Here is a 20,585-nt window from a genome sequence, read left to right on the forward strand (position 1 = left end):
GCAACAGGTTCGGAACGCCATGAAACCCAAGCTCGTCAATCAGGTCAGCGGGCAAAGAATTTTCGTCGTGGTGCTCGACCTCGGCGACGAAGGCTTCGCCGCGCTGACCGCCTTCGCAACCGACAAGAGCATCGCCGACAAGAACATCGGCAGTGCCTCTTTGACTGCGATCGGAGCGTTCGGCGCCGCCTTGATCGATATTGATGCGTGAGGTTGGCAAGCGCCTACCCGGCTCCTTGGCCATCAAGGGCGGATGTCTCTGTGGCAGGATCCGATTCAGCGCCGGGATCGAACCGAGGGTTCACTACTGCCACTGCGATATGTGCAGACGAGCGACCGGCAGCGCGTTTGCAGTTCTTGCCTGGATGCCCTGCCAAAGCCTGAGCTGGAATTCCGGAACGCCAACATATCGAAGGTCTTCGCCGATCGCGCAAAGAGGCTTCTGCCCAGAATGCGGGTCGCCGCTCAGCCTTTGCTACGACGCGTCGCCAACCGAGATCGCGCTGCACGTCGGTACCGGCTCACCTGGTGCCTCGGTACAACTACGGTTCAGCGCAGCGCCTTGGTTGGGTGTGCTGCGGAATAGACCTACCGGACCGCGACACCGAGGAGCGCTGGTAGCGCCGCGAACGACCCAGATTGCCGATCAGGAATGCGGCCCTTGTCGCCGTGCCCCGAAAGTGCGGTCTCGATCTGCCCGGCCTGCCGACGTCGCCAGACCGTCGACAATCCCTAAGCGCTAGCCGGTTTTGATCCTTTGGGGGGCCGCATTCTCTATCGCGAAGAAAATCGCTTCGAACAGATCCTCGTCGCGGAAGGGCTTGCCGAGCAAGGGCACGTCGGCTGGCCGATCGGCAATCTCCCGGGCATCGGCATAGCCCGTGATCATGACCGCTGGCCAGTCCGAGCGCAAATTGCGCGCGAAGCGGATTACGTCGACGCCGGATACGAGTGGCATGGCGAAGTCGGTGATAATGACGTCGAACTTGTCGGGAGTGCGCTCCATCATGGCCAGCGCCTCCGCCCCTCCTCCCGCGCAGGTCACCTCGAAACCGCGCTGGCGAAGGGACTCGGCGGTCAATTGCCGCAAAACATGGCTGTCGTCGATCAGGAGGATTGATGGGTGCTCCATTCCGGCATCGGCGAACGCTCGTTCAATGTCGGGTTCCACCGCAGGATCCACCGGCTGTTCGGTCGAACGTGGCAGCCAGAGTTGCATGGTAGTTCCGCGGTTGACGACGCTTTCTATGCGAAGTGTCCCACCTGACTGCTTCATGAAGCCGTAGACCGTGCTGAGGCCGAGGCCCGTTCCCTTACCGACCGGCTTGGTGGTGAAGAACGGTTCGACGACTTTGGCGACAAGATCGGGGGGTATGCCGGATCCGGTGTCCTTGACGGCGATCAGGACATAGTCGCCCGGCGGAATATCCTCTGTTTGCGTCACGATCGATCGATTCTGCGCATGCACGGTTATTGTCCCGCCAGAGGGCATGGCGTCACGCGCGTTGAAAACCAGATTCATCAGGGCCAATTCAAGTTGGCCTGCATCGACATGCACCGGCCAGATCGTGTCATCGATCTGCCAGTCGAAACGGATCAACCCCCCCAGTACGGGCGCCACCAATCCATTCATCGTGTCGCCCAGCGCAGCAAGGCGCACCGCTTCCGGCTTCAGGGTCTGGCGCCGCGAGAATGCCAGCATTCGCGCCACAAGGTCAGCGCCTTGTTTTGCAGAACGCCGCGTCAGGTCGAGTACCTGTTGCGCCTGATCATCCAACGTGGCTCGGCGTTCAAGCAGCCCTAACCCACTGAGAATTGCGGCGAGCAGGTTGTTGAAATCATGCGCCAGGCCGCCGGTTAGCTTGCCGATAGCGTCGATGCGCTGGGATTGAAGCAGCTGATCCTCAAGACCGCGCCGCTCGGTGATGTCAAGCAATGTGCCGATGATTTCCGGTTCACGGCCATCTGAGCCGTCCGACATCACCCCCTGGTCGAGAAAGATGCGATACTCGCCATTGGCGCATTGCCAGCGGAACTCGCACGTATAGGAGCCGGTGGTTTTTGCCGCCAGCAGCGCTTCCCTCAATCGCGGCAGGTCGTCCGGATGAACGCGGCTGAGACCGAACTCTGGATCCGATGTCAGGTATTCAGGCGCAAAGCCGGTCAAGCGCTCGACGCCCTCCGTAACAAAGCGCGCCGCAAAGGGCGGCTCGGCTGCCCGAGCATGAAAGCAGACCGGCAACGAATTCAGGATGGCGTCCTGCCGTTGCTCGGCGCTGCGCAGCGCGCGTTCGGCCTGAAGCTTGTCCTTGTGCGCCTGCAACGCCTGCGCCAATAGTCCCTGCTCGACCTCCGCCTTGCGCTGGATCTCGAGCGTCTTCTCGTGGAGTTCGACGAAAACCGCGACTTTCGAACGCAGCATGATCGGATCGAATGGCTTGAACACATAGTCGACTGCGCCGGCGTCGTAGCCGCGCAGCATATGCGCATCCTCCTTGTTGATGGCGGTCAAGAAGATGATTGGGGTGCGCTTGGATTGCTCGCGCTGGCGGATAAGTGCGGCCGTTTCATACCCGTCCAACCCTGGCATGAGGACATCCAGGAGAATGACGGCGAACTCCTCTTTCAGCAGAAAGCGCAGAGCCTCTTCGCCCGATTGGGCGCAGATGACCTCTCCGATAGTCGCGAGCACTTCGCTGATCGCCAGCAGATTGCGCTCATCGTCGTCCACCGCCAGGATGCGGGCTCTTGCCGGCCCTTCGGCAAGAGCTGCCACCTCAAGTTTCCTTACCCTGTTTCTTGCCAGCTTTTGCATCGAACGGCCGTCAGTTCGCTGCCAGGAGAATTTTTTCCGGGCTCTCGACACGGGATCGGGCACGCCCGATCCAGACACGAAGCAGCGCCAGCAGGAGATCCAGGTCGACGGGTTTGGCGATGTAGTCGGAAGCCCCGGCATCCAGACATTTTTGCCGATCCCCCTTCATCGCCTTTGCGGTGACGGAAATCAGCGGGATATGAGCAATCGCCGGTGTGCCGCGAATCCGCCGCATCGTCTCGTAGCCGTCCATCTCCGGCATCATGATATCGATCAATGCCACGTCGACATCGGGCGCCTGTTCAAGCAGCGCGATGCCATCACGGCCCCGCTCGGCATGCAGAACCTGTATGTCATAGGTCTCCAGAACACTGGTGAGCGAATAGATGTTGCGAATGTCGTCGTCGACGATGAGAACTTTCGCCCCGGCGAGATCGGACTTGCCGTTGTGTTCAGTTCCTGCCCAGGCCTCTTGGCGACCTTCTCCCGGCAGCGTTGCCGAAATATGCAGCGCCAATTGAGCGAAGTTCTCCGCCCGCGGTGCTTCCGCCAAGGCCGGATTCAATGCCAGCACCTGTTCAAGCGCGTCCGGGTGAGGCGTAAAGAACAGCAGCTGCGGCAAGGCTTCGCCGAATTGGCCGGTGATCTCGTCCAGCGCCTTTGCGTTGTCCTTGGCGGAGCGTCCAAAGCCGAGCACGACGGCATCATAGGAGGCGAGGCCAACGTCTTCTGCATTTGCCGCAACACGACCGATCGCGGTGACCGACGTTACGCCGTCGCGGATTGCCTCGACCAGCGCCAGACGCCGCTCCGGGTCAGGGTCCACGACCAGAACGCGGCGCTGAACGCGGAGCTTCTTCGAGTGGATATCCTGAAACACCTTCATCAGCTCGTCCGAGGAAACGGGCTTGGTGGAAATGCTGGACGCCCCCTTGCGTGCGAGACTGTCGATGTCTTCGGCACCCGAGATGACATGGATGGGAATTCCCCTCGTCTTCTGGTCATGCCGCAGCAGATCGAAAAGCACCCAGCCATCGATATCCGAAAGTCCGAGATCAAGTGTGATTGCGTCGGGAACGAGCTTGCGGGCCAATGCCAGCGTGCCGGAACCTGCAGTCGACAGAACGCCTTTCAGCCCGGCCGACCGGGCGAGGCCAAGCAGCAACCCGCCAAAGGTCGGATCGTCTTCGACGATCAACACGATCCGATCGGTGGGTAGGATTGAATCGCGGTCGTCGATCAGCTCTGCCGAGGGCGGACTGCTGAGCAGAGCTGTCGCAGCAACCGCCTCCGCCGCCGGAGCCAAGGTCGACTGTACTGTCGTTACGCGGGGGCCGTCGAACGGGATGATGAGGGTAAATGTCGACCCCTTGCCCGGCGTGCTTTCGACCCGCAATTCGCCGCCAAGCAAGCGAGCGATCTCGCGGCTGATCGAGAGCCCAAGGCCGGTGCCACCATACTTGCGGCTGGTGGTGCCGTCGGCCTGCTGGAAGGCCTCGAAAATCAGCTTCTGTTTGTCTTCTGGAATGCCAATGCCGGTATCGGTGACGGCGATCGCGAGAGCCTTCACCGGCTGCGTCGCGCCATTGCGGCGGCCGGCCTTCTCAACCCGGAAGTTCAGGCTGACCTCGCCTTCCGAGGTGAATTTGAATGCGTTGGAAAGCAGGTTGAGGACAATCTGCTGCAAGCGTTTCTCATCTGTGCGGACCGTGTCGGGAAGCGCCGGATCGACCTTGATGGTGAAGCCAAGTCCCTTGTCGGCTGCCAGCTGACGAAAAGTTCGTTCCATATGCTGGCGAAGATGCGTCACCGGCATATCGTTGATGTCGATGGAAACAGTGCCCGACTCGATCTTCGACAGATCGAGGATATCGTTGATGAGGCTGAGAAGATCGGTTCCTGCCGAATTGATGGTGCGGGCGAACTCTACCTGTTTTTCGTTGAGGTTGCCGTGCTGGTTGGTCGCCAGCAGGTTTGACAAAATGAGCAGCGAATTGAGCGGCGTGCGCAGTTCGTGGCTCATATTGGCCAGGAACTCGGACTTGTATTTCGACGTGAGTGCCAGTTGCTCGGCTTTCTCCTCCAGCGCGCGTCGCGCCATCTCGATTTCGAGATTCTTGTTTTCGACCTGCTTCTTTTCGTTCTCGAGCAGCTGCGCCTTTTCCTGCAGCTCCTCGTTCGTCGCATGCAGCTCTTCCTGCTTTTTTGTCAGCTCGGTTTGACGCGCTTGCAATTCCGACGTCAGCAGTTGCGACTGCTTGAGCAGGCCCTCCGTGCGCATCGTCGCAGCGATGGTGTTGAGAACGATGCCGACGGATTCCATGAGCTGGTTGAGGAACGACTGGTGTGTGTCACGAAACTCGCCGAACGAGGCGAGCTCGATGACGGCTTTGACTTCATCCTCGAACAGGGCAGGCAGGATGATGACATTGGCTGGCGAGGCGCTGCCAAGACCAGATGTGACCCGAAGGAATTCTGGCGGCACATTGTCCAGCATGATGGCGCGCTTGTCGGCGGCACTTTGCCCAACCAGGCCCTCTCGCAGATCAAGCCGCTGCTTGATGGCAGCTTTGCTCTCGGCGCCATAGGAAGCCGCCAGCTCAAGATAGGATTCCTCCTCGTCGCGATTGGTGACGTAGAACACCCCATACTGGGCGTTCACCAGAGGAGCGAGTTCGGACATGATGAGCCGCGAGACGGTGGCAAGGTCGCGCTCGCCTTGCAGCATGCGCGAAAACCGGGCGAGATTGGTCTTCAACCAGTCCTGCTCGGCATTCTTCAGCGTCTGATCCTTCAGATTGCGGATCATTTCGTTGATGTTGTCTTTTAGCGCGGCGACCTCGCCGGACGCTTCGACGCTGATCGAACGGGTAAGATCGCCCTTGGTCACCGCCGTCGAAACCTCGGCGATGGCACGCACCTGGGTGGTCAGATTGGCAGCGAGTTGATTGACGTTGTCGGTGAGGTCGCGCCAGAGGCCGGCGGCACCTGGCACACGCGCCTGACCGCCGAGCTTGCCCTCGATCCCCACCTCACGGGCGACGTTGGTCACCTGGTCGGCAAAGGTGGCAAGCGTCTCGATCATGCCGTTGATGGTGTCGGCCAGCAGGGCGATCTCTCCCTTCGCGTCGACCGTCAGTTTGCGCCTGAGATTGCCTTGCGCGACCGCCGTCACGACATCGGCGATGCCGCGCACCTGATTGGTCAAGTTCGTCGCCATCAGGTTGACGTTGTCGGTCAGGTCCTTCCAGGTACCGGCAACACCTTCGACGCGCGCCTGGCCACCAAGCTTGCCCTCGGTGCCAACCTCACGCGCGACCCGGGTGACCTCGCCGGCGAAGGAGTTCAACTGGTCCACCATGGTGTTGATGGTCGACTTGAGCTCCAGGATTTCGCCCTTCACATCGACGGTGATCTTCTTCGACAGGTCGCCGCGCGCCACGGCGGTCGTGACTTCGGCGATGTTGCGCACCTGGCCGGTCAGATTCTCTGCCATCGAGTTCACATTGTCTGTGAGATCCTTCCACGTGCCGGCAACGCCGCGCACCTGCGCCTGGCCTCCCAACTTGCCTTCCGTGCCGACCTCCCGTGCCACGCGCGTGACTTCCGAAGCGAAGGAATTAAGCTGGTCCACCATTGTGTTGATGGTGTCCTTCAGCTCCAGGATCTCGCCGCGGACATCGACGGTGATCTTCTTCGAAAGGTCCCCGAGCGCCACGGCGGTGGTCACCTCGGCGATGTTGCGCACCTGGCCGGTCAGGTTGGCCGCCATGGCGTTGACGTTTTCGGTCAGATCCTTCCACGTGCCGCCGATGCCGCGCACCTGGGCCTGGCCGCCGAGCTTGCCATCGGAGCCGACCTCGCGCGCCACACGTGTCACTTCCGAAGCGAAGGAATTGAGCTGGTCGACCATCGTGTTGATGACGTCCTTGATCTGCAAGATCTCGCCCAGCGCGTCGACAGTGATCTTCTGGGTCAAGTCGCCGGTCGCGATGGCCGTTGCCACCTTGGACACGTCGCGCAATTGCACCGTCAAATTGCCGGCCATCGCGTTGACGTTGTCGGTCAGATCCTTCCAGGTGCCACCGACGCCTTCGACATGCGCCTGGCCACCAAGCTTGCCTTCCGATCCCACTTCGCGGGCCACACGCGTGACCTCAGAGGCGAAGGAGTTCAGTTGGTCGACCATCGTGTTGACGGTGTCCTTGAGCTCCAGGATCTCGCCTTTGACGTCGACGGTGATCTTCTTCGACAGGTCGCCGCGCGCCACGGCGGTGGTGACTTCTGCGATGTTTCGAACCTGGCCAGTCAGGTTGGCGGCCATGAGATTGACGTTGTCGGTCAAATCCTTCCATGTGCCGCCGACGCCCCTCACCTCTGCCTGGCCGCCCAGCTTGCCTTCGGTGCCGACCTCGCGTGCCACGCGCGTCACTTCCGAGGCAAAGGAGTTCAGTTGGTCGACCATCGTGTTGATGGTGTCCTTGAGTTCCAGGATTTCGCCTTGCACGGCGACCGTGATCTTCTTGGACAGATCGCCCGACGCGACCGCCGTCGTCACCTCGGCGATATTGCGCACCTGACCGGTCAGGTTCTCGGCCATCGAGTTGACGTTGTCGGTGAGGTCCTTCCAGGTGCCGGCGACGCCGCGCACCTGCGCCTGGCCCCCAAGCTTGCCTTCGGTGCCAACCTCGCGTGCCACGCGCGTGACCTCGCCCGCGAATGAATTCAGCTGGTCCACCATTGTGTTTATCGTGGATTTCAGCTCGAGAATCTCGCCCTTCACGTCGACCGTAATCTTCTTCGACAGGTCGCCCAAAGCCACTGCGGTCGTCACTTCGGCGATGTTGCGCACCTGGCCAGTCAGGTTCTCGGCCATGGAATTCACATTGTCGGTCAGATCCTTCCACGTACCACCAACACCCTCAACGCGCGCCTGGCCGCCAAGCTTGCCTTCAGTGCCGACCTCGCGCGCCACGCGCGTCACTTCGGAAGCGAAGGAATTAAGCTGGTCCACCATCGTGTTGATGGTGTTCTTCAGTTCTAGGATTTCGCCCTTGACATCGACTGTGATCTTCTTCGACAGGTCGCCCGAGGCGACTGCGGTCGTAACCTCCGCGATGTTGCGCACTTGCCCGGTCAGGTTCGTGGCCATCGCGTTGACGTTGTCGGTCAGATCTTTCCACGTGCCGGCGACGCCCTTGACCCGGGCTTGGCCGCCGAGCTTGCCTTCCGTACCGACCTCGCGCGCCACGCGCGTCACCTCGGAGGCGAAGGAGGCCAACTGGCCGACCATGGTGTTGACGATCTTGCCGATGCGCAGGAATTCGCCGCGCAGCGGTCGGCCGTCAATTTCGACCATCATGGTCTGCGACAGGTCGCCCTTGGCGACGGCGCCGATAACGCGCGCAACCTCAGCCGTTGGCTGAACCATGTCTTCGATGAGATCATTGACTGAACGGACACTGGATTCCCAACTGCCGGTGGCATTTCGAACCCGGCCGCGCTCGCCTATCCGCCCTTCCTTGCCGACGACCCGGCTCAAGCGCTCGAACTCGCGCGTCACTTGGTCGTTGAGGTCAGCGATCTCATTGAAAGTCTCAGCTATCTCAGAATCGAGGCCTTCATAAACATTGTCGATGCGGACGGAGAAATCGCCGCGCCGGAAGGCTTTCAGAGAATTCAGGATGCTTCGACGGTCCAATTGCTTCTTGGATGCCTGCACGGTCACAGCGCCACTCCCAGCCCTATGGATTTATACGGATAAAGTTGCCCCCGCGGCCAATGGTGGATCGCGCCGCAAGACCCCAAACGCGGCATCTTCAATTTTGTTCCATCGTGCCGTGAATTCCAGGCCGACGGTTGCGCCTTGGTTTGAACGCCGGATTTTCATGATGCGGTTGTGGATTTATCGTGCTTCAGCCGACCACGACACGTCATAGCCGTTTGCCATTGCCAGAGAGGCATGAATTGCGTTGCGCAACTCGGAAGGCGAGGCAGCCACCCGGTGGTCGAAGCTCACGGCAATTTTCTTGCCGGACATGGCATGGACCATAAGCCCGACAATTCCTCGTCGTCGCAGCGACACTCAGGAAACTTGCGCGGATTCCATCGACCGCAAACGCCGTCGACACAATGTCGTCAGCGCGATTGCCAGCGACTAGGTTTCAAGGTCAATGACTTCGCTTTTCAGCAAATCACCCTCCCAGCGGAAGGCCGACGGCAGAGGCGCCGGATGTCTCGCAAAGATTGCTAGATGCCGGCATCGAGTCTTCGGCGCTGTATCCTGTCCATTCTATGACGGTTGGCCGCGCTGTCGATAGCTCTGCAAGGCTTTGTACGCTTCCAGACACTGATTCACGCGAGCGAGCAGATCAGGCAATCGTGCCGTTCATATACGTTTTCCGGTTCACTGTAGTGCCGTCCGCCAACTGAAACAGTCCGCCCGACCAGAATGACGATTGTCGGCCCTTTCACTTGAAGCCCCCCAGATCAGCGAGTGAGTTGTGGCCAACACTCCAACACCTCCGCCATGCTGGCCGCCTCAATCTGCTCACTGAAGCGGGAATGGTAGACTTCCATCAGTGCGTCATGGGTCTGGTCGGCAGAGCTGCAGATGGCATCGGTGACGAGAATGACGCGAAAGCCACGATCGATGGCGCCAAGCACGGTCGCGAGAACGCAAACGTCGGTTTCGCCACCGGTGATCACGAGCGCACGCACGCCGGAGCCACTCAGCAGCGCGTCGAGCCGCCCCTCGGTCCAGGGCGAATAGACATGTTTGTCGACCACCGTCGCCGGCGGTACAAATCGTGCAAGTTGAGGCATCAGCTCGATCAGGCGCGGATCGATGTTGGAAAGGGTTACCTCCGCCCACCGACGATAGTAGTTTGCCCACATTCCCGGCGCCTCGCCCGGGCGGGCGGCAGGAATGAAGCGCGTGAACAGGGTACGGCTGGCATGTCTGGCGACCAGTTCTTCGATCGCCGGGACCACCTTTTCAGCCCACGGCACGGGCCAAGGTCCACCCGGCGCAAACAGGCGCTGCATGTCGACGCACAGATGCAGGCCATCGTCGCCTATTGGTCCGTGAATCAATCCTTGGGCGGCCACTGGTGGATTCCGTCGGGTTTGGGTTACTGGCCTGCCTGCCGCGCTGCATCGGCCTCAGCCACATCAACAGTGTAAAGCAATTCACCGTTTTCGTTGGATACCCTCACAAGCCAGCCGGACAGAGCGTCCGTGCCAGGCTGCAGGTCGGCGAGAAGATCGATTGCGCAGCGGATAGCTTCGGACCGGGCCGCCTCAAGGCTCGCCATCCTCGACGGCGGTATGCGTCGGCTGGTTTCGCCATCGCGATACTCAAAGACATATACGTCGCCGGCGCCGTCGCTTGCAGAGGTTATCTCGACCTGGTCGAAATTGCCGTTGCTGCTCGCGTCATATTCATTGGCTGCGAGATCAAAGGTCGCTGTCTGGACCAGGATTGCCTTTGCGCGGGCAAGCACGTCATCTTCAGCTTGTATCCCGACGTTTGCCATGTCCACCGTAACGCAGTCGCCGCCCTCGCCGCAAAATATCACCCGGCGAACCGACTGCCCGTCTGGCGCCCTGGCATTCACCACTTCGGTCCGAACGACTTGCATGACACTCTCCTGCCTGTGTCTGACAATGTTCATGGTGCGCTTTCGGTTCCTGCGGATGCAGGCGCCGGCCCGGCTGTCGAGACCGACAGGACTTCCCCGCCGGACATTGACGTGCACCGAGCCCCCGCCGCAGGAACAATTCGAACGGAAACGCGTTGCCCTAGCTGGAAACGGGATAAGCGCAAAATGGCCGCGCCACGTGCTGCCTGGAAGGGCTTCTTGAAGGTTGGTTCGGTTACTTGCGGCGTGAAGATTGTCGGCGCAACCAGCGAAGCATCCAAGATCCATTTCAAGATTTTGAACCGCAAGGACGGTCTGCCGGTCAGGAGCGTCTACGCCGACGAGGAGACCGGAAAGCTGGTGGATGCAGCGGATCAGGTGAAGGGTTTCGAGATCGAAAAAGACGAATTTCTCCAGATCGAACCTGACGACATAAAGGCGTTGAAGCTGACGTCGAAGCACACGCTCGAAGTCGGCGAATTCGTATCGATTGACGATATCGATACGCGCTATCTCGAGAAGCCCTACTATCTGATCCCGGCCGACGGCGCCGCAATCGAAGCATACGGAGTGATCCGCGATGCCATGAAGAACAAGGGCGTGGCCGCTCGATCCTGCGTGGTGCTCTACCAGCGCGGCCGCGAAGTGCTGATTCAGCCCTATGGCAAGGGCATGGTGATGACCGAGCTTCGCAACCACAACGAAATGGTTTCGGAAAGCACTGTGTTCGATGGATTGGCCAAGCAGAAATACGACCCCGATCTGCTCGAAATCGCCGGCATGCTTATTGACAAAAAAGTGACGACCTTCGATCCCTCGAAATTTGAAGACACCTATGAAGACGCGCTGATCGCCATGATCGATGCAAAGCGCAAAGGCAAGAAGCTGCCGAAGCCCGCACCAAGGCCACAGGAGAATGTCATCAACCTCGCTGAGGTGCTGAAGAAGAGCCTCAAACAGGAAGGGCTGGCGAGATCCACAAAGAGAGCCTCACCGAAACGCAAGACAGCATAGTTGATAACTGCCCAGCCAGAAGGTCCGCACAGCAGCTCCAGCCGCCCTTAATAGCTCGGAACAATTCTCGCGGTTGCCCGTTGGCCACCAAGGACGATTCCTTATGGCCGAGATCAAGAACGTCGACAGGGCAGTCCTCAAAGAGCCAGAGGCAGCGGATGCCAACATTGCGCTCAAAGGAGCCGGAACGCAGGACTCTGATCGGGCGCCGACAAGCCCCAGGACCGCTGGCCATCGGTAAAAATACATGGGGTGTGAAAAGACCCTTTCGCCTCCAGACGCGGCGACGCGCGACCTGTGGCGGGCCGAACCCCACGCCCAAGCGAAACCCGGAGAATAGATGTGCCCCCCAAACCAGAGCCAACCGAAGAGCCGCCAGTGGATGCGCCGACGTGGACGCCGGACATACGCGAGCCTGAGCCGGATCTTCTTCCCGACGAAGTGCCAGTTCCTAATCCGGACGAGAACCGTGATCCGCCAAAGCGAGGCGTGGTGACAGACTGAACAACGAGTTTGGTCCGGCATCCTCCTGCAAAGGCGTTTATCTCGCCGCCGGGTTCAAGATCGCCAGTGAAATGCGACTGGATTTGGCTGCGCCGAATGCTTGACGGATTTGGTCTCGATGGTGTGGACCTATCGACGCCTCGCCAAGCCTCATTTTCCAAGTATCTGTTCGAACGTGCATTGCTTCGGGCTTTTGTCAGGACGCCATCGCAGAAATTTGGTGCCATGACGGAAACGATCGCCGGTGACATGATCGAACCGCACCTCCGCCACCAGTTCGGGCCGCAATGGCTCCCATTGTCCGCTTCTTTCCGTGCTCCACCGACTGGGGCCGCCCGGCGCTTTTCCCGTGAAGCCAGGAGCCGATCGCAAAGCTTCAAGTTGTCGCGTAAGCTTGGCCCTGTCCTCCCGGGCGATCGTCGAAGTGAACCCGACATGGTCGAGTTGCCCCTGGTCATTGTACAGGCCGAGCAACAGGGAGCCGACTTCACCCGAATTCGCCAGGTAGCGGAACCCTCCGACGACACAATCGGCCGTGCGCAGGCGCTTGACTTTGACCATGGCGCGCTCGCCGGGTCGATATTCGTCATCGAGAAGCTTGGCAACGACCCCGTCGGTCGAACCTTGCCCGGATTGGCCAAGCCATCTGCCTGCCGCCGCCAAATCAAGCGTTGCCCGAGACAGTTCGAGATCCTTTCGCCCGGCCGACTTTACGAACAGTTCGAGTGCAGCGCGCCGAACCGAGAGCGGCTGTTGCATCAAGGCGCCCTCGGAGGTCGCCAACATGTCAAAGAGGATCAGCTTTGCCGGCGTCGCGACCGACAGTTTCCGGATCCTGCTTTCCGCCGGATGCAGCCGCATCTGCAAGGCGTCGAAAGAAAGAGAGCCTGCAATTTCGATGACGATCTCACCATCGACCACGAACTCTTTTGTTTTCAGTTCATGCAACATCGCGACGACTTCCGGGAAATACCGCCCTAACGGCTTGCCGGATTTTGCACGCAACTCCACGGCCGCGCCGGCTTTAAAGGCCAGGCAGCGGAACCCGTCCCATTTGGGTTCGTATTGCCATCGGCCAGCATCGGCCGGCAACGTGTCGGCAGCCTTTGCTTCCATCGGCGCCGTGCTCAACGCCACGCCGAAAGACGATTTTACACTCGTCGGCAGATCGCGAGAGATGGCAGATTCGCCCGTCATGAAAGTTCCGTGGACAACGATGGAGATCGACTCAACGCAGCACTGGTGCCGGCTTTGGAAAAAATCATGCTTCAACAGGGTTAGGTCATGATGAGATTTCAACCAAATCTCATCATGACCTAGGACGGTCTACTCGGCAGCCTGCATGTTGATCTTGCTTTCCGCCATTTCGGTGAGCTTGCGATCGGTCGCCTGCTCTTCCTTCAGGTTCTTGGCCAATACGTTGGCGCAGTCACTGCGGCCAAGCTGCTTGGCCCAAGCGATGAGCGTGCCATATCTGGTCATCTCATAATGTTCGACCGCCTGCGCCGAGGCTATCAGTGCCGCGTCTAGGACCTCCTTGTCGTCGACGTCGCCGCTCACATCGTCGGCTTCCTCCAGAATGCCGTCTATCGCCGGGCAGTTGACCTCCTTGGCCTTGACGCCATGCAATTCGAACACCTGTTCGACGCGCTCGATATGGCCTTTGGTCTGCTCGAGGTGTTTTTCGAATCCGGCCTTCAATTGCGGATCGGTTGCCTTGCCGATCATCTTCGGCAGCGCTTTCTCGATCTGCTTTTCGGCGTAATAGATGTCGCGCAGCGTGTGCACGAAGAGATCGTCGAGTGTCTTGATGTCCTTCGAAAAGAAGCCCATGGCTTTACCTTTCATTGTGCAGAAGTTCGGGTTCGGCGGCGGCTTGCCCGCCACCCGCGGAGGCCGGGAACTCGTCCCGGCTTGCTGGTCAACGCGCCGGTGCCGGAGGAGTTCCTGATTCCGAGCCGGGCCGTTACTCCTTTTCGAAACGCTGCGATCAATCTCCGGAGGAGCTTTGACCCGATCACACGTTCCATGGCCCAGACGACGACCCTCAGGCGCCCGCCGGCGCGGAAAACTGACGGCCAGGAGAGCCGAAACGTGCTCTGCGCCGCAAGCTCTCGCAGGCGATGGCTGCCTCGACAAATGCAATGCCAGCGTCGGGCGCGCACTATTGTCGGGAGAACTCTTGGTCAAGTATGCGAAGGCCCTCTTCATATTTGGCCGCCGACGCTCCGACCTGCCTCGACTGCCAGATGTTGTCCTCCAAATCGGCGCGTTTTACGGGGAGCGCCACTGGGTTCGACGCAGCCCGCCGGACAAAGGCGAAATACTCCTCATCCGGCCTGCGCGACATGGCATCGACCGCCGCGCTAATTGTAGGTCCGAAGCCTGCTTCTTCGAGCTTGGCGCGGGTCCAGCCTTCGCCTTTCTCCAGAACGTCATGAAGGTAGGCAACAGTCTTCTGATCGATTGTCTCGACAGCGTCGACGACACGGCGGCAATGCTCGATGTAGGGCCGCCCGGTCTTATCGCGCTGCGACGCGTGAACCTCCTCCGCAATCTTTGCCGCCTGGTAGAAAATGCTCATCGCGCCTGTCGTTACCGTGATTGTCTCTGCCTGATGAAACCTATTCCACGATATGTGGCGTGTGTCGCTTGTCCTCGGCAGGGTCGACATCGATACGGGCCTTTTCCGGATCGAAAGCGCCGTGACCTGCAATAGCCAGAGCAGCCGCATCGGGCGTTTCGTAGGCCCACATGAAATCATCGGAAGAACTGCCGACGGCGTGGACACGCCAGTAGCTTGCGGTGCCTTTAAGCGGGCACCGGGTGGTGGTGTCGGTCTTTTCGAAAAGATCGAAATAGATGTCCTCGAAGGGGATATAGAAAACGGGCTCGTGGCCGTCTTCACGCAGGACCTTCGCCCGCTCCGTAGCCGCGACGATGGCGTCGGAAAACCGCACCGTCACCGTGCCGGAAAACGGTTCTATGGCCAATCGGCCAAGGTGGTGTTGTGAAGTTGCGCCTGAAGTTTGCATCTGAATTTCTCCCTGGGGATTACCGCAAGATCGGTCATGCCTGGAGACGAAATGCGCGGCGGCGCTTCAGGTTCCGGCATGTCCGATGAAGCTGAATGGCAGCCGGCCTTAAGCGCCTACCGCTTGCCGTATCCAGCAGTACTCGTCGGTAAGGGGGCGGTGAAATGCTCGTCCAACCCATTCGAAGACTTTAGAAGGACGACACGGTCGTCGCTTCCGTGGAGCGTCAGGGCTGGCACCGAAATGATCTTCGCCGCTACTTGCCGGCGGGCGAGTTCGTGGCTGGAGATGCTCCAGCTGTTTGGCCGTCGTCAGCTGCCGCCTCACGCACGGGCTCCGGGGCGGCCTGAGTTGCTGCCAAGTGGGCCGCAAGGTCCCTATAGACCTTGCCCCTGCCGCCATCGTGTTTAGCGATCAGGCCAAGTAGGTCATGACGGCTTAGCTTTGCAATCTTCATTAGGAATTCGAATTCGTGCTTCGGAATCGAGGCTGCTAAGCGATCGAGTTTGGCCCGCCGGGTCTCTTTGGACACATGTGCTCCTATATATCCAGGCAGCATGCGAGGCACGTATTCGGAGGCCCGCCATTGTCTTGATGGCGGGCCTTCGGGCGGCCGAAGCCGCTAGGTCCATCGGCTACTTGTTGCAGTTTTGCACGGTCGAGGTCGTTGCGCCACTTGCAGTGTTGTTATCGATGTCATTGCCTGCGGCGTCCTTGCAACGGTCGGTCATGCCGTTCGATTTTGTAGTCGAGTTTGTGGAATTCGGATCGGTTGGCACGGTCGCATTCCCGCTGCCAGTTCCATTGCCAGCGGCGCCGCCGCTGCCAACAGTTCCAGTACCAGTTCCATTACCCGTGCCAGCCGTGCCGCCAGCACCCGTTCCATTTGTCTGCGCCAAGGCGGAACCGGCCAAGGCAATAGTTAGCACCGACGCAGCTAGAATTTTCTTCAACATTGCAGTCTCCGTGTTTGAATCGCCGAATTGCGATCGCTTTCCCAACGACAGGTTTTTCTCATTGTTCCCGGCGTAATGGATTGTGATCCGCAGCAGCCTTCGTCGAGGTGGACACTCTTGACGGCGCACGAATTGTGATGAGACCTGACAAGGGCAGGATGGGCTTTGTTCAACACCAAAGCGATATGTTGGGCGCGGCTGCATGCATCCGACGCGGATCGCGATGCGGAATGTGGGCAAGACGGGTTACAACAGAAGCGGCGATCAGAGCTGCGAGCGAACCGGCCGCCTTGATGTTAATCTGACGGTTGAATCTCAAGACCATTCCGACGCAGGAGCAGAACGCATGCCGGCTCGATCCGAAGGATTTACAATCGCTCTGGCTCACAACGGGGATGCACGAACGCAGGCGGCCGCTGCGCTCTATCGACACAACATCGAACAAACCGGAATCGATGACCGGGCAGTGATCGGCGCGGAGCTTACCGACCCCTCGGGAAAGATCTGGGGTGGAATTTGGGGCAGAACGGAACTGGGGCTCCTGTTTCTCGACATGTTCTTCTTGCCTGAAAAATTGCGTGGCCGATCCTATGGATCACAGCTTCCTATAGCGATTGAGGAGGAAGCCGTTAGGCGTGGATGCAAGAGAGCCGTCGTCGAGACGAGCAGTTTCCAGGCGCCTCAATTTTACCGGCTTCATGGGTTTGAGGAATTCGGCAAAGTCGAATTCGCTATTCCAGGACACGCCCGCATCTTCCTTCGCAAGAACCTGCAGTAATCTTTGCGGAGGCGCCATCTGCACGAACGGCTGTTCGCCGGCAAAACGCCGGCGCCTTAGCCCTCCCAGCCGTAGCCATCTACTCCCGAAGGTCCTTTTGCCCTTTCCATCCGGGAAGCTCGGTCATCGGGCATAGCAGCCGCGGTCGCGCCGGATCGGAGATATCGAGTTTATCCCAGGGAATGCGGTACAGGCCGTCGCGACGGCGCAGCCGAAACAGGTCGAGCATCGCGATGCCGATGGTCGAAGCCGACAGACGCTCGAACGCGGCGTAGATGCCAACGTGGAATTCAGTAACGACGAGCTCGTCGCCACGCTGTTCGGCGAGAATCTCTTCGATGTGACCGATGCTCTTTCCACGCTGCGAGAGCACGCGTCGCCCGGCAAGATGTTCGAGGTTGACTGTCCTCATCATCACGCTCCTGGGATGCGCCCGATGACATGATCGCGCAACCAGTCCTGCCAGGCGAAAATCGACGTCTCGCCCACCTCGATGTCACATTCGATGTCGAGCCCGTTGTCCTGCACCTTTTTCCACGCAATCCTGTGTGGCTCGGCGTGGCGTTTGCCACCCACCCTCGTCGCCAGTTGCGCCATCCATTCCCCGGGCCGCGCGCCAAGGCGGCGCGCCAAAGTGATGGAGCCGAGTTCTATCGCGACAATCCTTGGTGGTTTGCCCCGCCGCAACTCGGCCACCACTCCGTCGACCTTGCCGATCTTGACCCGCCGGCGGTCGAACACCTGCTTGTCCAGGAGATCACGCATCAATTCCATCATGTGCCTCCGAATATCTGCAGCGGAATCGTCACCACGGCGAGCACGAAGGCAAGCGCGATAATGAAGACAACGGCGGCATTCGAAATGATGCCGTTGCGATGTTCGCCGACATAGCGTTCGTCATTCAGCAGGAAGAGAAATGGAACTACCGTCAGCGGAAGGCTCGCCGCCGTTACCGCCATGGAAAAGATGGTCAGCCTCAGTGGGTCGAGGCCAAGCATGATCGGAATGGCGGCCAAAAACAATGATGCCGTATAGACGGCACTGAAGCCCGGATCATCGCGCGGCTTGCGATCCTCCCCCCAGGTCCAGCCAAAGCCCTGTGCCACCAGATATGCCTGTTGCAACCCGACTTCGAGTGCGGCGCCGAAACAGGCAATGGCGAGCGAGGCAACGAATAGAACGAACCCCCAGAAGCCGAATATAGGGATCAGCATCAACGGCAGTTGGTGATAGTCGTCCACCTGGTCGATGCCGCGCGTCGCGAGAACGAGAGCAGCGACGATCAACACGCCGATCGAAATGGTCCCACCGAAGGTCATGCCCAGCCCGGCGATGGCACGATTGGCTCCCAGGTGGCTTTCATCCCATTTGTCCTCGATAGCTCCCGAGGAATAGAACATGAAAAGATAAGGCGATATCGACGCGCCGAGAATGCTGGCCGCCATGAACCAGTAATTGATGGCATCGTGAGCCGGCAGCGAAGGCACGGCGCTGCCAGCGACCGCTGTCCAGTCGGGCTTTAACAACACCGCACCAACCACGAAGCACAGCGTCACGAGGCCGAGGACCGAAACGCCTTTCTCGATAAAGCCAAACGTGCCTTTCCACAGCAGCAGCCATGCCAGCAACGCCACCGGCAGTGCCCACCACTGGAAGCCTATGCCGGTGGCAAGTTCGAGTGCGATGGCCACACCGCCGATCTCAGCGGACAGCACCATGAAATTGACGAGAAGGACGACGAGCAACGGCCATAGGAAGACGTTGAACCCAAATCTTTCACGAATGCCCTCTGAGATCGTGTGATGGCTCATCGCGGCGAACCGACCGGCCATTTCAACCAAAAAGATGATGCATATGGTGCCGAGAACTATGGCCCAGATCAGCTGGAATCCGAAGGCGGCACCCGCCTGCGCCGCCGTAGCCATCGACCCGACTTCGAGGAAACCTCCGACACTGGTGACGACGCCAAGCGATATTTCCAGAAGCTTCTTCACGGCTTTGGTCCGAAAGCGCTGGTGTAAGCGGCGGCGAGCGAGCGCATGGCCGCCCGAAGATCCTGTTGTGCGCTTTTCACCTCAGTGCGATTGTTCACCCGCAATCCCGCCTCGGCATGCGCCACCGCAACCGACAAACTGTTGACTGCTGCCGTCAGTCCTGCTCGCCCGGCTGGTTCAGCGGTCTCGGCCGATCGAATTTCCGCCTCGACATCGGCCAGCGTTTTTCCGACCGAGTGCAGTGCGGCCGTGGCATAGGCGGACGGTGCCGCTCCCTCCCCCCAGGCATCCAGCACCATCGATACGGTCTGTGCCGCGGAGGCCGCGCTTCGTGATTGCTGCGCCACCTGATTGGAAGACGAGCATCCGGCCAACCCGGCTAGAATCAGCAGCAAGCACAGGCAGCCAACCGGAAAATGACGGTCGTTATGGGGTACAGCGCGCGTTGTATGCACCACGCGGATTTCCTCCCCGGCCCGAACCAACTGCGTCCGGCATCAATGATCTAGAGCCCTCGGAGAGCTCGTCAACGAAACCGACGACGAGCCTGTGAGGTCGGCTAGTCAACGTAACAAAACGCTCATCCCGGACAGCCGTGAAAGAGGGAGGCCCGCGCTTCTCTTTGGCGCGGAGAAGCGCGGGAGATCGGGCTGAGGGGATGACCCGATCGCGCAGCATCAACATGGGAGGGCAACAACGCTGCACGGTTCGAACTTCCAACCGGGCCACTTGTTCCAACTTCAACTGATCCGTTCTGAGTACTCAATCCATGCGTTCGGGGGGCCTTTTTTTGAAGGTAGGCCATGGCGAGTTCTCATGGCGTAGAACGGTTTTTGTCGCAACGGCTCTCTATGAATGCGCGCAAGGACCGCGACGACGACCGTCGCCTGACCGTCATGACAGTGCACGATCAATCCAGCCCAAACGCCGCGGAACAATTGTGCCCGCTCGTGGTTCCGATGGCACGAAGATGGAGGATATGATGACGGACGCCAAACTCGCTGTGGTGACCGGCGCCTCGAGTGGCATCGGAAAGGAACTCGCAAAGCTGTGCGCTAAAGACGGTTACGACCTGATCATCGCCGCCGACGAGCCGGCTATCCGGCAGGCGGCAGAGGCACTTGAGACCCACAATGTAACGGTCGAAGCCATTGAGGCCGATCTGGCGACCGTCGAGGGCGCCGATCGGTTGATCTCCCAGATCGGCGATCGCGATATCGACCTGTTGTTTCTCAATGCGGGACGCGGGCTCGGCAACGGCTTCGTCGACCAGGACTGGCGAAAAGTCCGCCGGATCATCGACACCAATGTCACTGGAACGGTCTATCTGGCGCATGAGCTCGGCGCCAAGATGGCCCGGCGAGGTCGCGGGCGCATCCTGTTCACCGGATCGATCGCCGGCTTCATGCCCGGCACATTCCAGGCCGTCTACAACGGCACGAAGGCGTTCATCGATTCCTTCTCGATCGCGCTCCGCCATGAGCTGAAAGATAGCGGGGTGACGGTCACCGTGCTGATGCCTGGCCCTACGCAGACGCGATTCTTCGAGCGCGCTGAAATGATGGATACCAAGATCGGCACCGATGAAAAGGACAATCCGGCCGATGTCGCCAAAACGGGTTACGAGGCGATGATGGCCGGTGATGAACAGGTCGTCAGCGGTTGGAAAAACAAGCTGCAGGTTGCCGCCGCGCATGTCACGCCGGCAGCCACTTTGGCCGAACAGCACCGTAGGATGGCCGAGCCGGGGTCGGCGTCCAGCGACTGAGCTGATATTTCGCGTCATCAAACGGGCTGGCATTCGCAGAGACCGCATGTGCTGCGCGAGGCAATCTATCGCTGCCGC

General features: G+C 59.8%; 19 protein-coding genes. 5 read left to right on the forward strand and 14 right to left on the reverse strand.

Features of this window, described 5'->3' with window-relative positions:
- The first annotated feature begins 19 nt into the window (after window positions 1–19).
- Both NKJ88_RS15360 and NKJ88_RS15365 read left to right on the forward strand, forming a co-directional pair.
- Window positions 20–211 (forward strand): PPC domain-containing DNA-binding protein, encoded by a 192-nt coding sequence (locus NKJ88_RS15360; RefSeq protein WP_352444586.1) that lies wholly within the window; start codon window positions 20–22, stop codon window positions 209–211.
- Window positions 204–743, forward strand: a complete 540-nt coding sequence (locus NKJ88_RS15365; protein ID WP_502904750.1) for a GFA family protein — start codon at window positions 204–206, stop codon at window positions 741–743. Before NKJ88_RS15360 ends, NKJ88_RS15365 begins: the two co-directional genes overlap by 8 nt.
- Here the strand turns inward: NKJ88_RS15365 and NKJ88_RS15370 are convergent.
- From NKJ88_RS15370 to NKJ88_RS33005, 5 genes are all read right to left on the reverse strand, one after another.
- On the reverse strand, window positions 740–2,776 hold the full coding sequence (locus NKJ88_RS15370) for a PAS domain-containing hybrid sensor histidine kinase/response regulator (RefSeq protein WP_245261366.1): 2,037 nt from the start codon (window positions 2,774–2,776) through the stop codon (window positions 740–742). The two genes, NKJ88_RS15365 and NKJ88_RS15370, sit on opposite strands and share 4 nt — an antisense overlap.
- Before the next feature lie 49 nt (window positions 2,777–2,825).
- Window positions 2,826–8,537 carry a HAMP domain-containing protein gene (locus tag NKJ88_RS15375; protein WP_031198412.1) on the reverse strand — a complete coding sequence of 1,904 codons (5,712 nt, stop codon included), beginning with the start codon at window positions 8,535–8,537 and terminating at the stop codon, window positions 2,826–2,828.
- 183 nt (window positions 8,538–8,720) lie between these two features.
- The gene (locus NKJ88_RS15380) at window positions 8,721–8,855 is read right to left on the reverse strand and encodes a hypothetical protein (protein WP_280790991.1); all 135 of its coding nucleotides are present in this window, start codon (window positions 8,853–8,855) and stop codon (window positions 8,721–8,723) included.
- Window positions 8,856–9,304: 449 nt separating this feature from the next.
- Window positions 9,305–9,925 carry a cysteine hydrolase family protein gene (locus NKJ88_RS15385; protein WP_023687850.1) on the reverse strand — a complete coding sequence of 207 codons (621 nt, stop codon included), beginning with the start codon at window positions 9,923–9,925 and terminating at the stop codon, window positions 9,305–9,307.
- Window positions 9,926–9,948: 23 nt separating this feature from the next.
- Window positions 9,949–10,746 (reverse strand): DUF6894 family protein, encoded by a 798-nt coding sequence (locus tag NKJ88_RS33005; protein ID WP_460221764.1) that lies wholly within the window; start codon window positions 10,744–10,746, stop codon window positions 9,949–9,951.
- Here NKJ88_RS33005 and ku point away from each other — a divergent pair.
- Window positions 10,645–11,472: a non-homologous end joining protein Ku gene (gene ku, locus NKJ88_RS33010; RefSeq protein WP_023681176.1), complete on the forward strand. Its 828-nt coding sequence runs from the start codon at window positions 10,645–10,647 to the stop codon at window positions 11,470–11,472. The genes NKJ88_RS33005 and ku overlap by 102 nt on opposite strands.
- A 654-nt stretch (window positions 11,473–12,126) precedes the next feature.
- On the opposite strand, the gene NKJ88_RS15395 is transcribed toward ku, so the two are convergent.
- From NKJ88_RS15395 to NKJ88_RS15415, 5 genes are all read right to left on the reverse strand, one after another.
- Window positions 12,127–13,173: an ATP-dependent DNA ligase gene (locus NKJ88_RS15395; RefSeq protein WP_050590557.1), complete on the reverse strand. Its 1,047-nt coding sequence runs from the start codon at window positions 13,171–13,173 to the stop codon at window positions 12,127–12,129.
- 129 nt (window positions 13,174–13,302) lie between these two features.
- On the reverse strand, window positions 13,303–13,809 hold the full coding sequence (locus tag NKJ88_RS15400; RefSeq protein WP_023668075.1) for a YciE/YciF ferroxidase family protein: 507 nt from the start codon (window positions 13,807–13,809) through the stop codon (window positions 13,303–13,305).
- Window positions 13,810–14,140: 331 nt separating this feature from the next.
- The gene (locus NKJ88_RS15405; protein WP_023824804.1) at window positions 14,141–14,560 is read right to left on the reverse strand and encodes an HD domain-containing protein; all 420 of its coding nucleotides are present in this window, start codon (window positions 14,558–14,560) and stop codon (window positions 14,141–14,143) included.
- A 40-nt stretch (window positions 14,561–14,600) separates the two neighbouring features.
- A complete protein-coding gene (locus NKJ88_RS15410; RefSeq protein ID WP_023725490.1) occupies window positions 14,601–15,011 on the reverse strand; it encodes a DUF427 domain-containing protein in 411 nt (136 codons plus the stop codon).
- Between the two features lie 635 nt (window positions 15,012–15,646).
- Complete coding sequence (locus NKJ88_RS15415) at window positions 15,647–15,967, reverse strand: hypothetical protein (RefSeq protein WP_031194920.1); 321 nt, start codon at window positions 15,965–15,967, stop codon at window positions 15,647–15,649.
- Between the two features lie 202 nt (window positions 15,968–16,169).
- Between NKJ88_RS15415 and NKJ88_RS15420 the strand changes: the two genes are divergently transcribed.
- Window positions 16,170–16,745, forward strand: a complete 576-nt coding sequence (locus NKJ88_RS15420; protein WP_352444589.1) for a GNAT family N-acetyltransferase — start codon at window positions 16,170–16,172, stop codon at window positions 16,743–16,745.
- A 79-nt stretch (window positions 16,746–16,824) separates the two neighbouring features.
- On the opposite strand, the gene NKJ88_RS15425 is transcribed toward NKJ88_RS15420, so the two are convergent.
- Genes NKJ88_RS15425 through NKJ88_RS15440 form a run of 4 tightly spaced genes read right to left on the reverse strand, consistent with a single transcriptional unit; the run spans window position 16,825 to window position 19,197 of the window.
- Window positions 16,825–17,157 (reverse strand): hypothetical protein, encoded by a 333-nt coding sequence (locus NKJ88_RS15425; RefSeq protein ID WP_023681169.1) that lies wholly within the window; start codon window positions 17,155–17,157, stop codon window positions 16,825–16,827.
- A 2-nt stretch (window positions 17,158–17,159) separates the two neighbouring features.
- Window positions 17,160–17,522 (reverse strand): hypothetical protein, encoded by a 363-nt coding sequence (locus tag NKJ88_RS15430; protein ID WP_245260251.1) that lies wholly within the window; start codon window positions 17,520–17,522, stop codon window positions 17,160–17,162.
- Entirely contained in the window at window positions 17,519–18,739 is a 1,221-nt protein-coding gene (locus NKJ88_RS15435) for an NRAMP family divalent metal transporter (RefSeq protein ID WP_023681168.1), read from the reverse strand. Before NKJ88_RS15435 ends, NKJ88_RS15430 begins: the two co-directional genes overlap by 4 nt.
- Window positions 18,736–19,197: a hypothetical protein gene (locus NKJ88_RS15440; protein WP_245260111.1), complete on the reverse strand. Its 462-nt coding sequence runs from the start codon at window positions 19,195–19,197 to the stop codon at window positions 18,736–18,738. The genes NKJ88_RS15435 and NKJ88_RS15440 overlap by 4 nt, the downstream gene beginning before the upstream one ends.
- 524 nt (window positions 19,198–19,721) lie before the next feature.
- Between NKJ88_RS15440 and NKJ88_RS15445 the strand changes: the two genes are divergently transcribed.
- Window positions 19,722–20,507, forward strand: coding sequence for an SDR family NAD(P)-dependent oxidoreductase (locus NKJ88_RS15445; protein ID WP_031199728.1), 786 nt, complete (start codon window positions 19,722–19,724; stop codon window positions 20,505–20,507).
- Window positions 20,508–20,585: the final 78 nt, after the last annotated feature.

Origin of the sequence: Mesorhizobium sp. M0016 (assembly GCF_040324035.1) — a bacterium.
Lineage (GTDB): Bacteria > Pseudomonadota > Alphaproteobacteria > Rhizobiales > Rhizobiaceae > Mesorhizobium.

Excerpts from the sequence above, each read along its gene's own strand:
- NKJ88_RS15360 (WP_352444586.1), top strand. The coding sequence starts at position 20 with ATGAAACCCAAGCTCGTCAATCAGGTCAGCGGGCAAAGAATTTTCGTC.
- NKJ88_RS15365 (WP_502904750.1), top strand. The coding sequence starts at position 204 with ATGCGTGAGGTTGGCAAGCGCCTACCCGGCTCCTTGGCCATCAAGGGC.
- NKJ88_RS15380 (WP_280790991.1), bottom strand. The coding sequence starts at position 8,855 with ATGTCCGGCAAGAAAATTGCCGTGAGCTTCGACCACCGGGTGGCTGCC.
- ku (WP_023681176.1), top strand. The coding sequence starts at position 10,645 with ATGGCCGCGCCACGTGCTGCCTGGAAGGGCTTCTTGAAGGTTGGTTCG.
- NKJ88_RS33005 (WP_460221764.1), bottom strand. The coding sequence starts at position 10,746 with ATGGATCTTGGATGCTTCGCTGGTTGCGCCGACAATCTTCACGCCGCA.
- NKJ88_RS15395 (WP_050590557.1), bottom strand. The coding sequence starts at position 13,173 with ATGACGGGCGAATCTGCCATCTCTCGCGATCTGCCGACGAGTGTAAAA.
- NKJ88_RS15400 (WP_023668075.1), bottom strand. The coding sequence starts at position 13,809 with ATGGGCTTCTTTTCGAAGGACATCAAGACACTCGACGATCTCTTCGTG.
- NKJ88_RS15405 (WP_023824804.1), bottom strand. The coding sequence starts at position 14,560 with ATGAGCATTTTCTACCAGGCGGCAAAGATTGCGGAGGAGGTTCACGCG.
- NKJ88_RS15410 (WP_023725490.1), bottom strand. The coding sequence starts at position 15,011 with ATGCAAACTTCAGGCGCAACTTCACAACACCACCTTGGCCGATTGGCC.
- NKJ88_RS15415 (WP_031194920.1), bottom strand. The coding sequence starts at position 15,967 with ATGTTGAAGAAAATTCTAGCTGCGTCGGTGCTAACTATTGCCTTGGCC.
- NKJ88_RS15420 (WP_352444589.1), top strand. The coding sequence starts at position 16,170 with ATGCATCCGACGCGGATCGCGATGCGGAATGTGGGCAAGACGGGTTAC.
- NKJ88_RS15425 (WP_023681169.1), bottom strand. The coding sequence starts at position 17,157 with ATGAGGACAGTCAACCTCGAACATCTTGCCGGGCGACGCGTGCTCTCG.
- NKJ88_RS15430 (WP_245260251.1), bottom strand. The coding sequence starts at position 17,522 with ATGATGGAATTGATGCGTGATCTCCTGGACAAGCAGGTGTTCGACCGC.
- NKJ88_RS15445 (WP_031199728.1), top strand. The coding sequence starts at position 19,722 with ATGACGGACGCCAAACTCGCTGTGGTGACCGGCGCCTCGAGTGGCATC.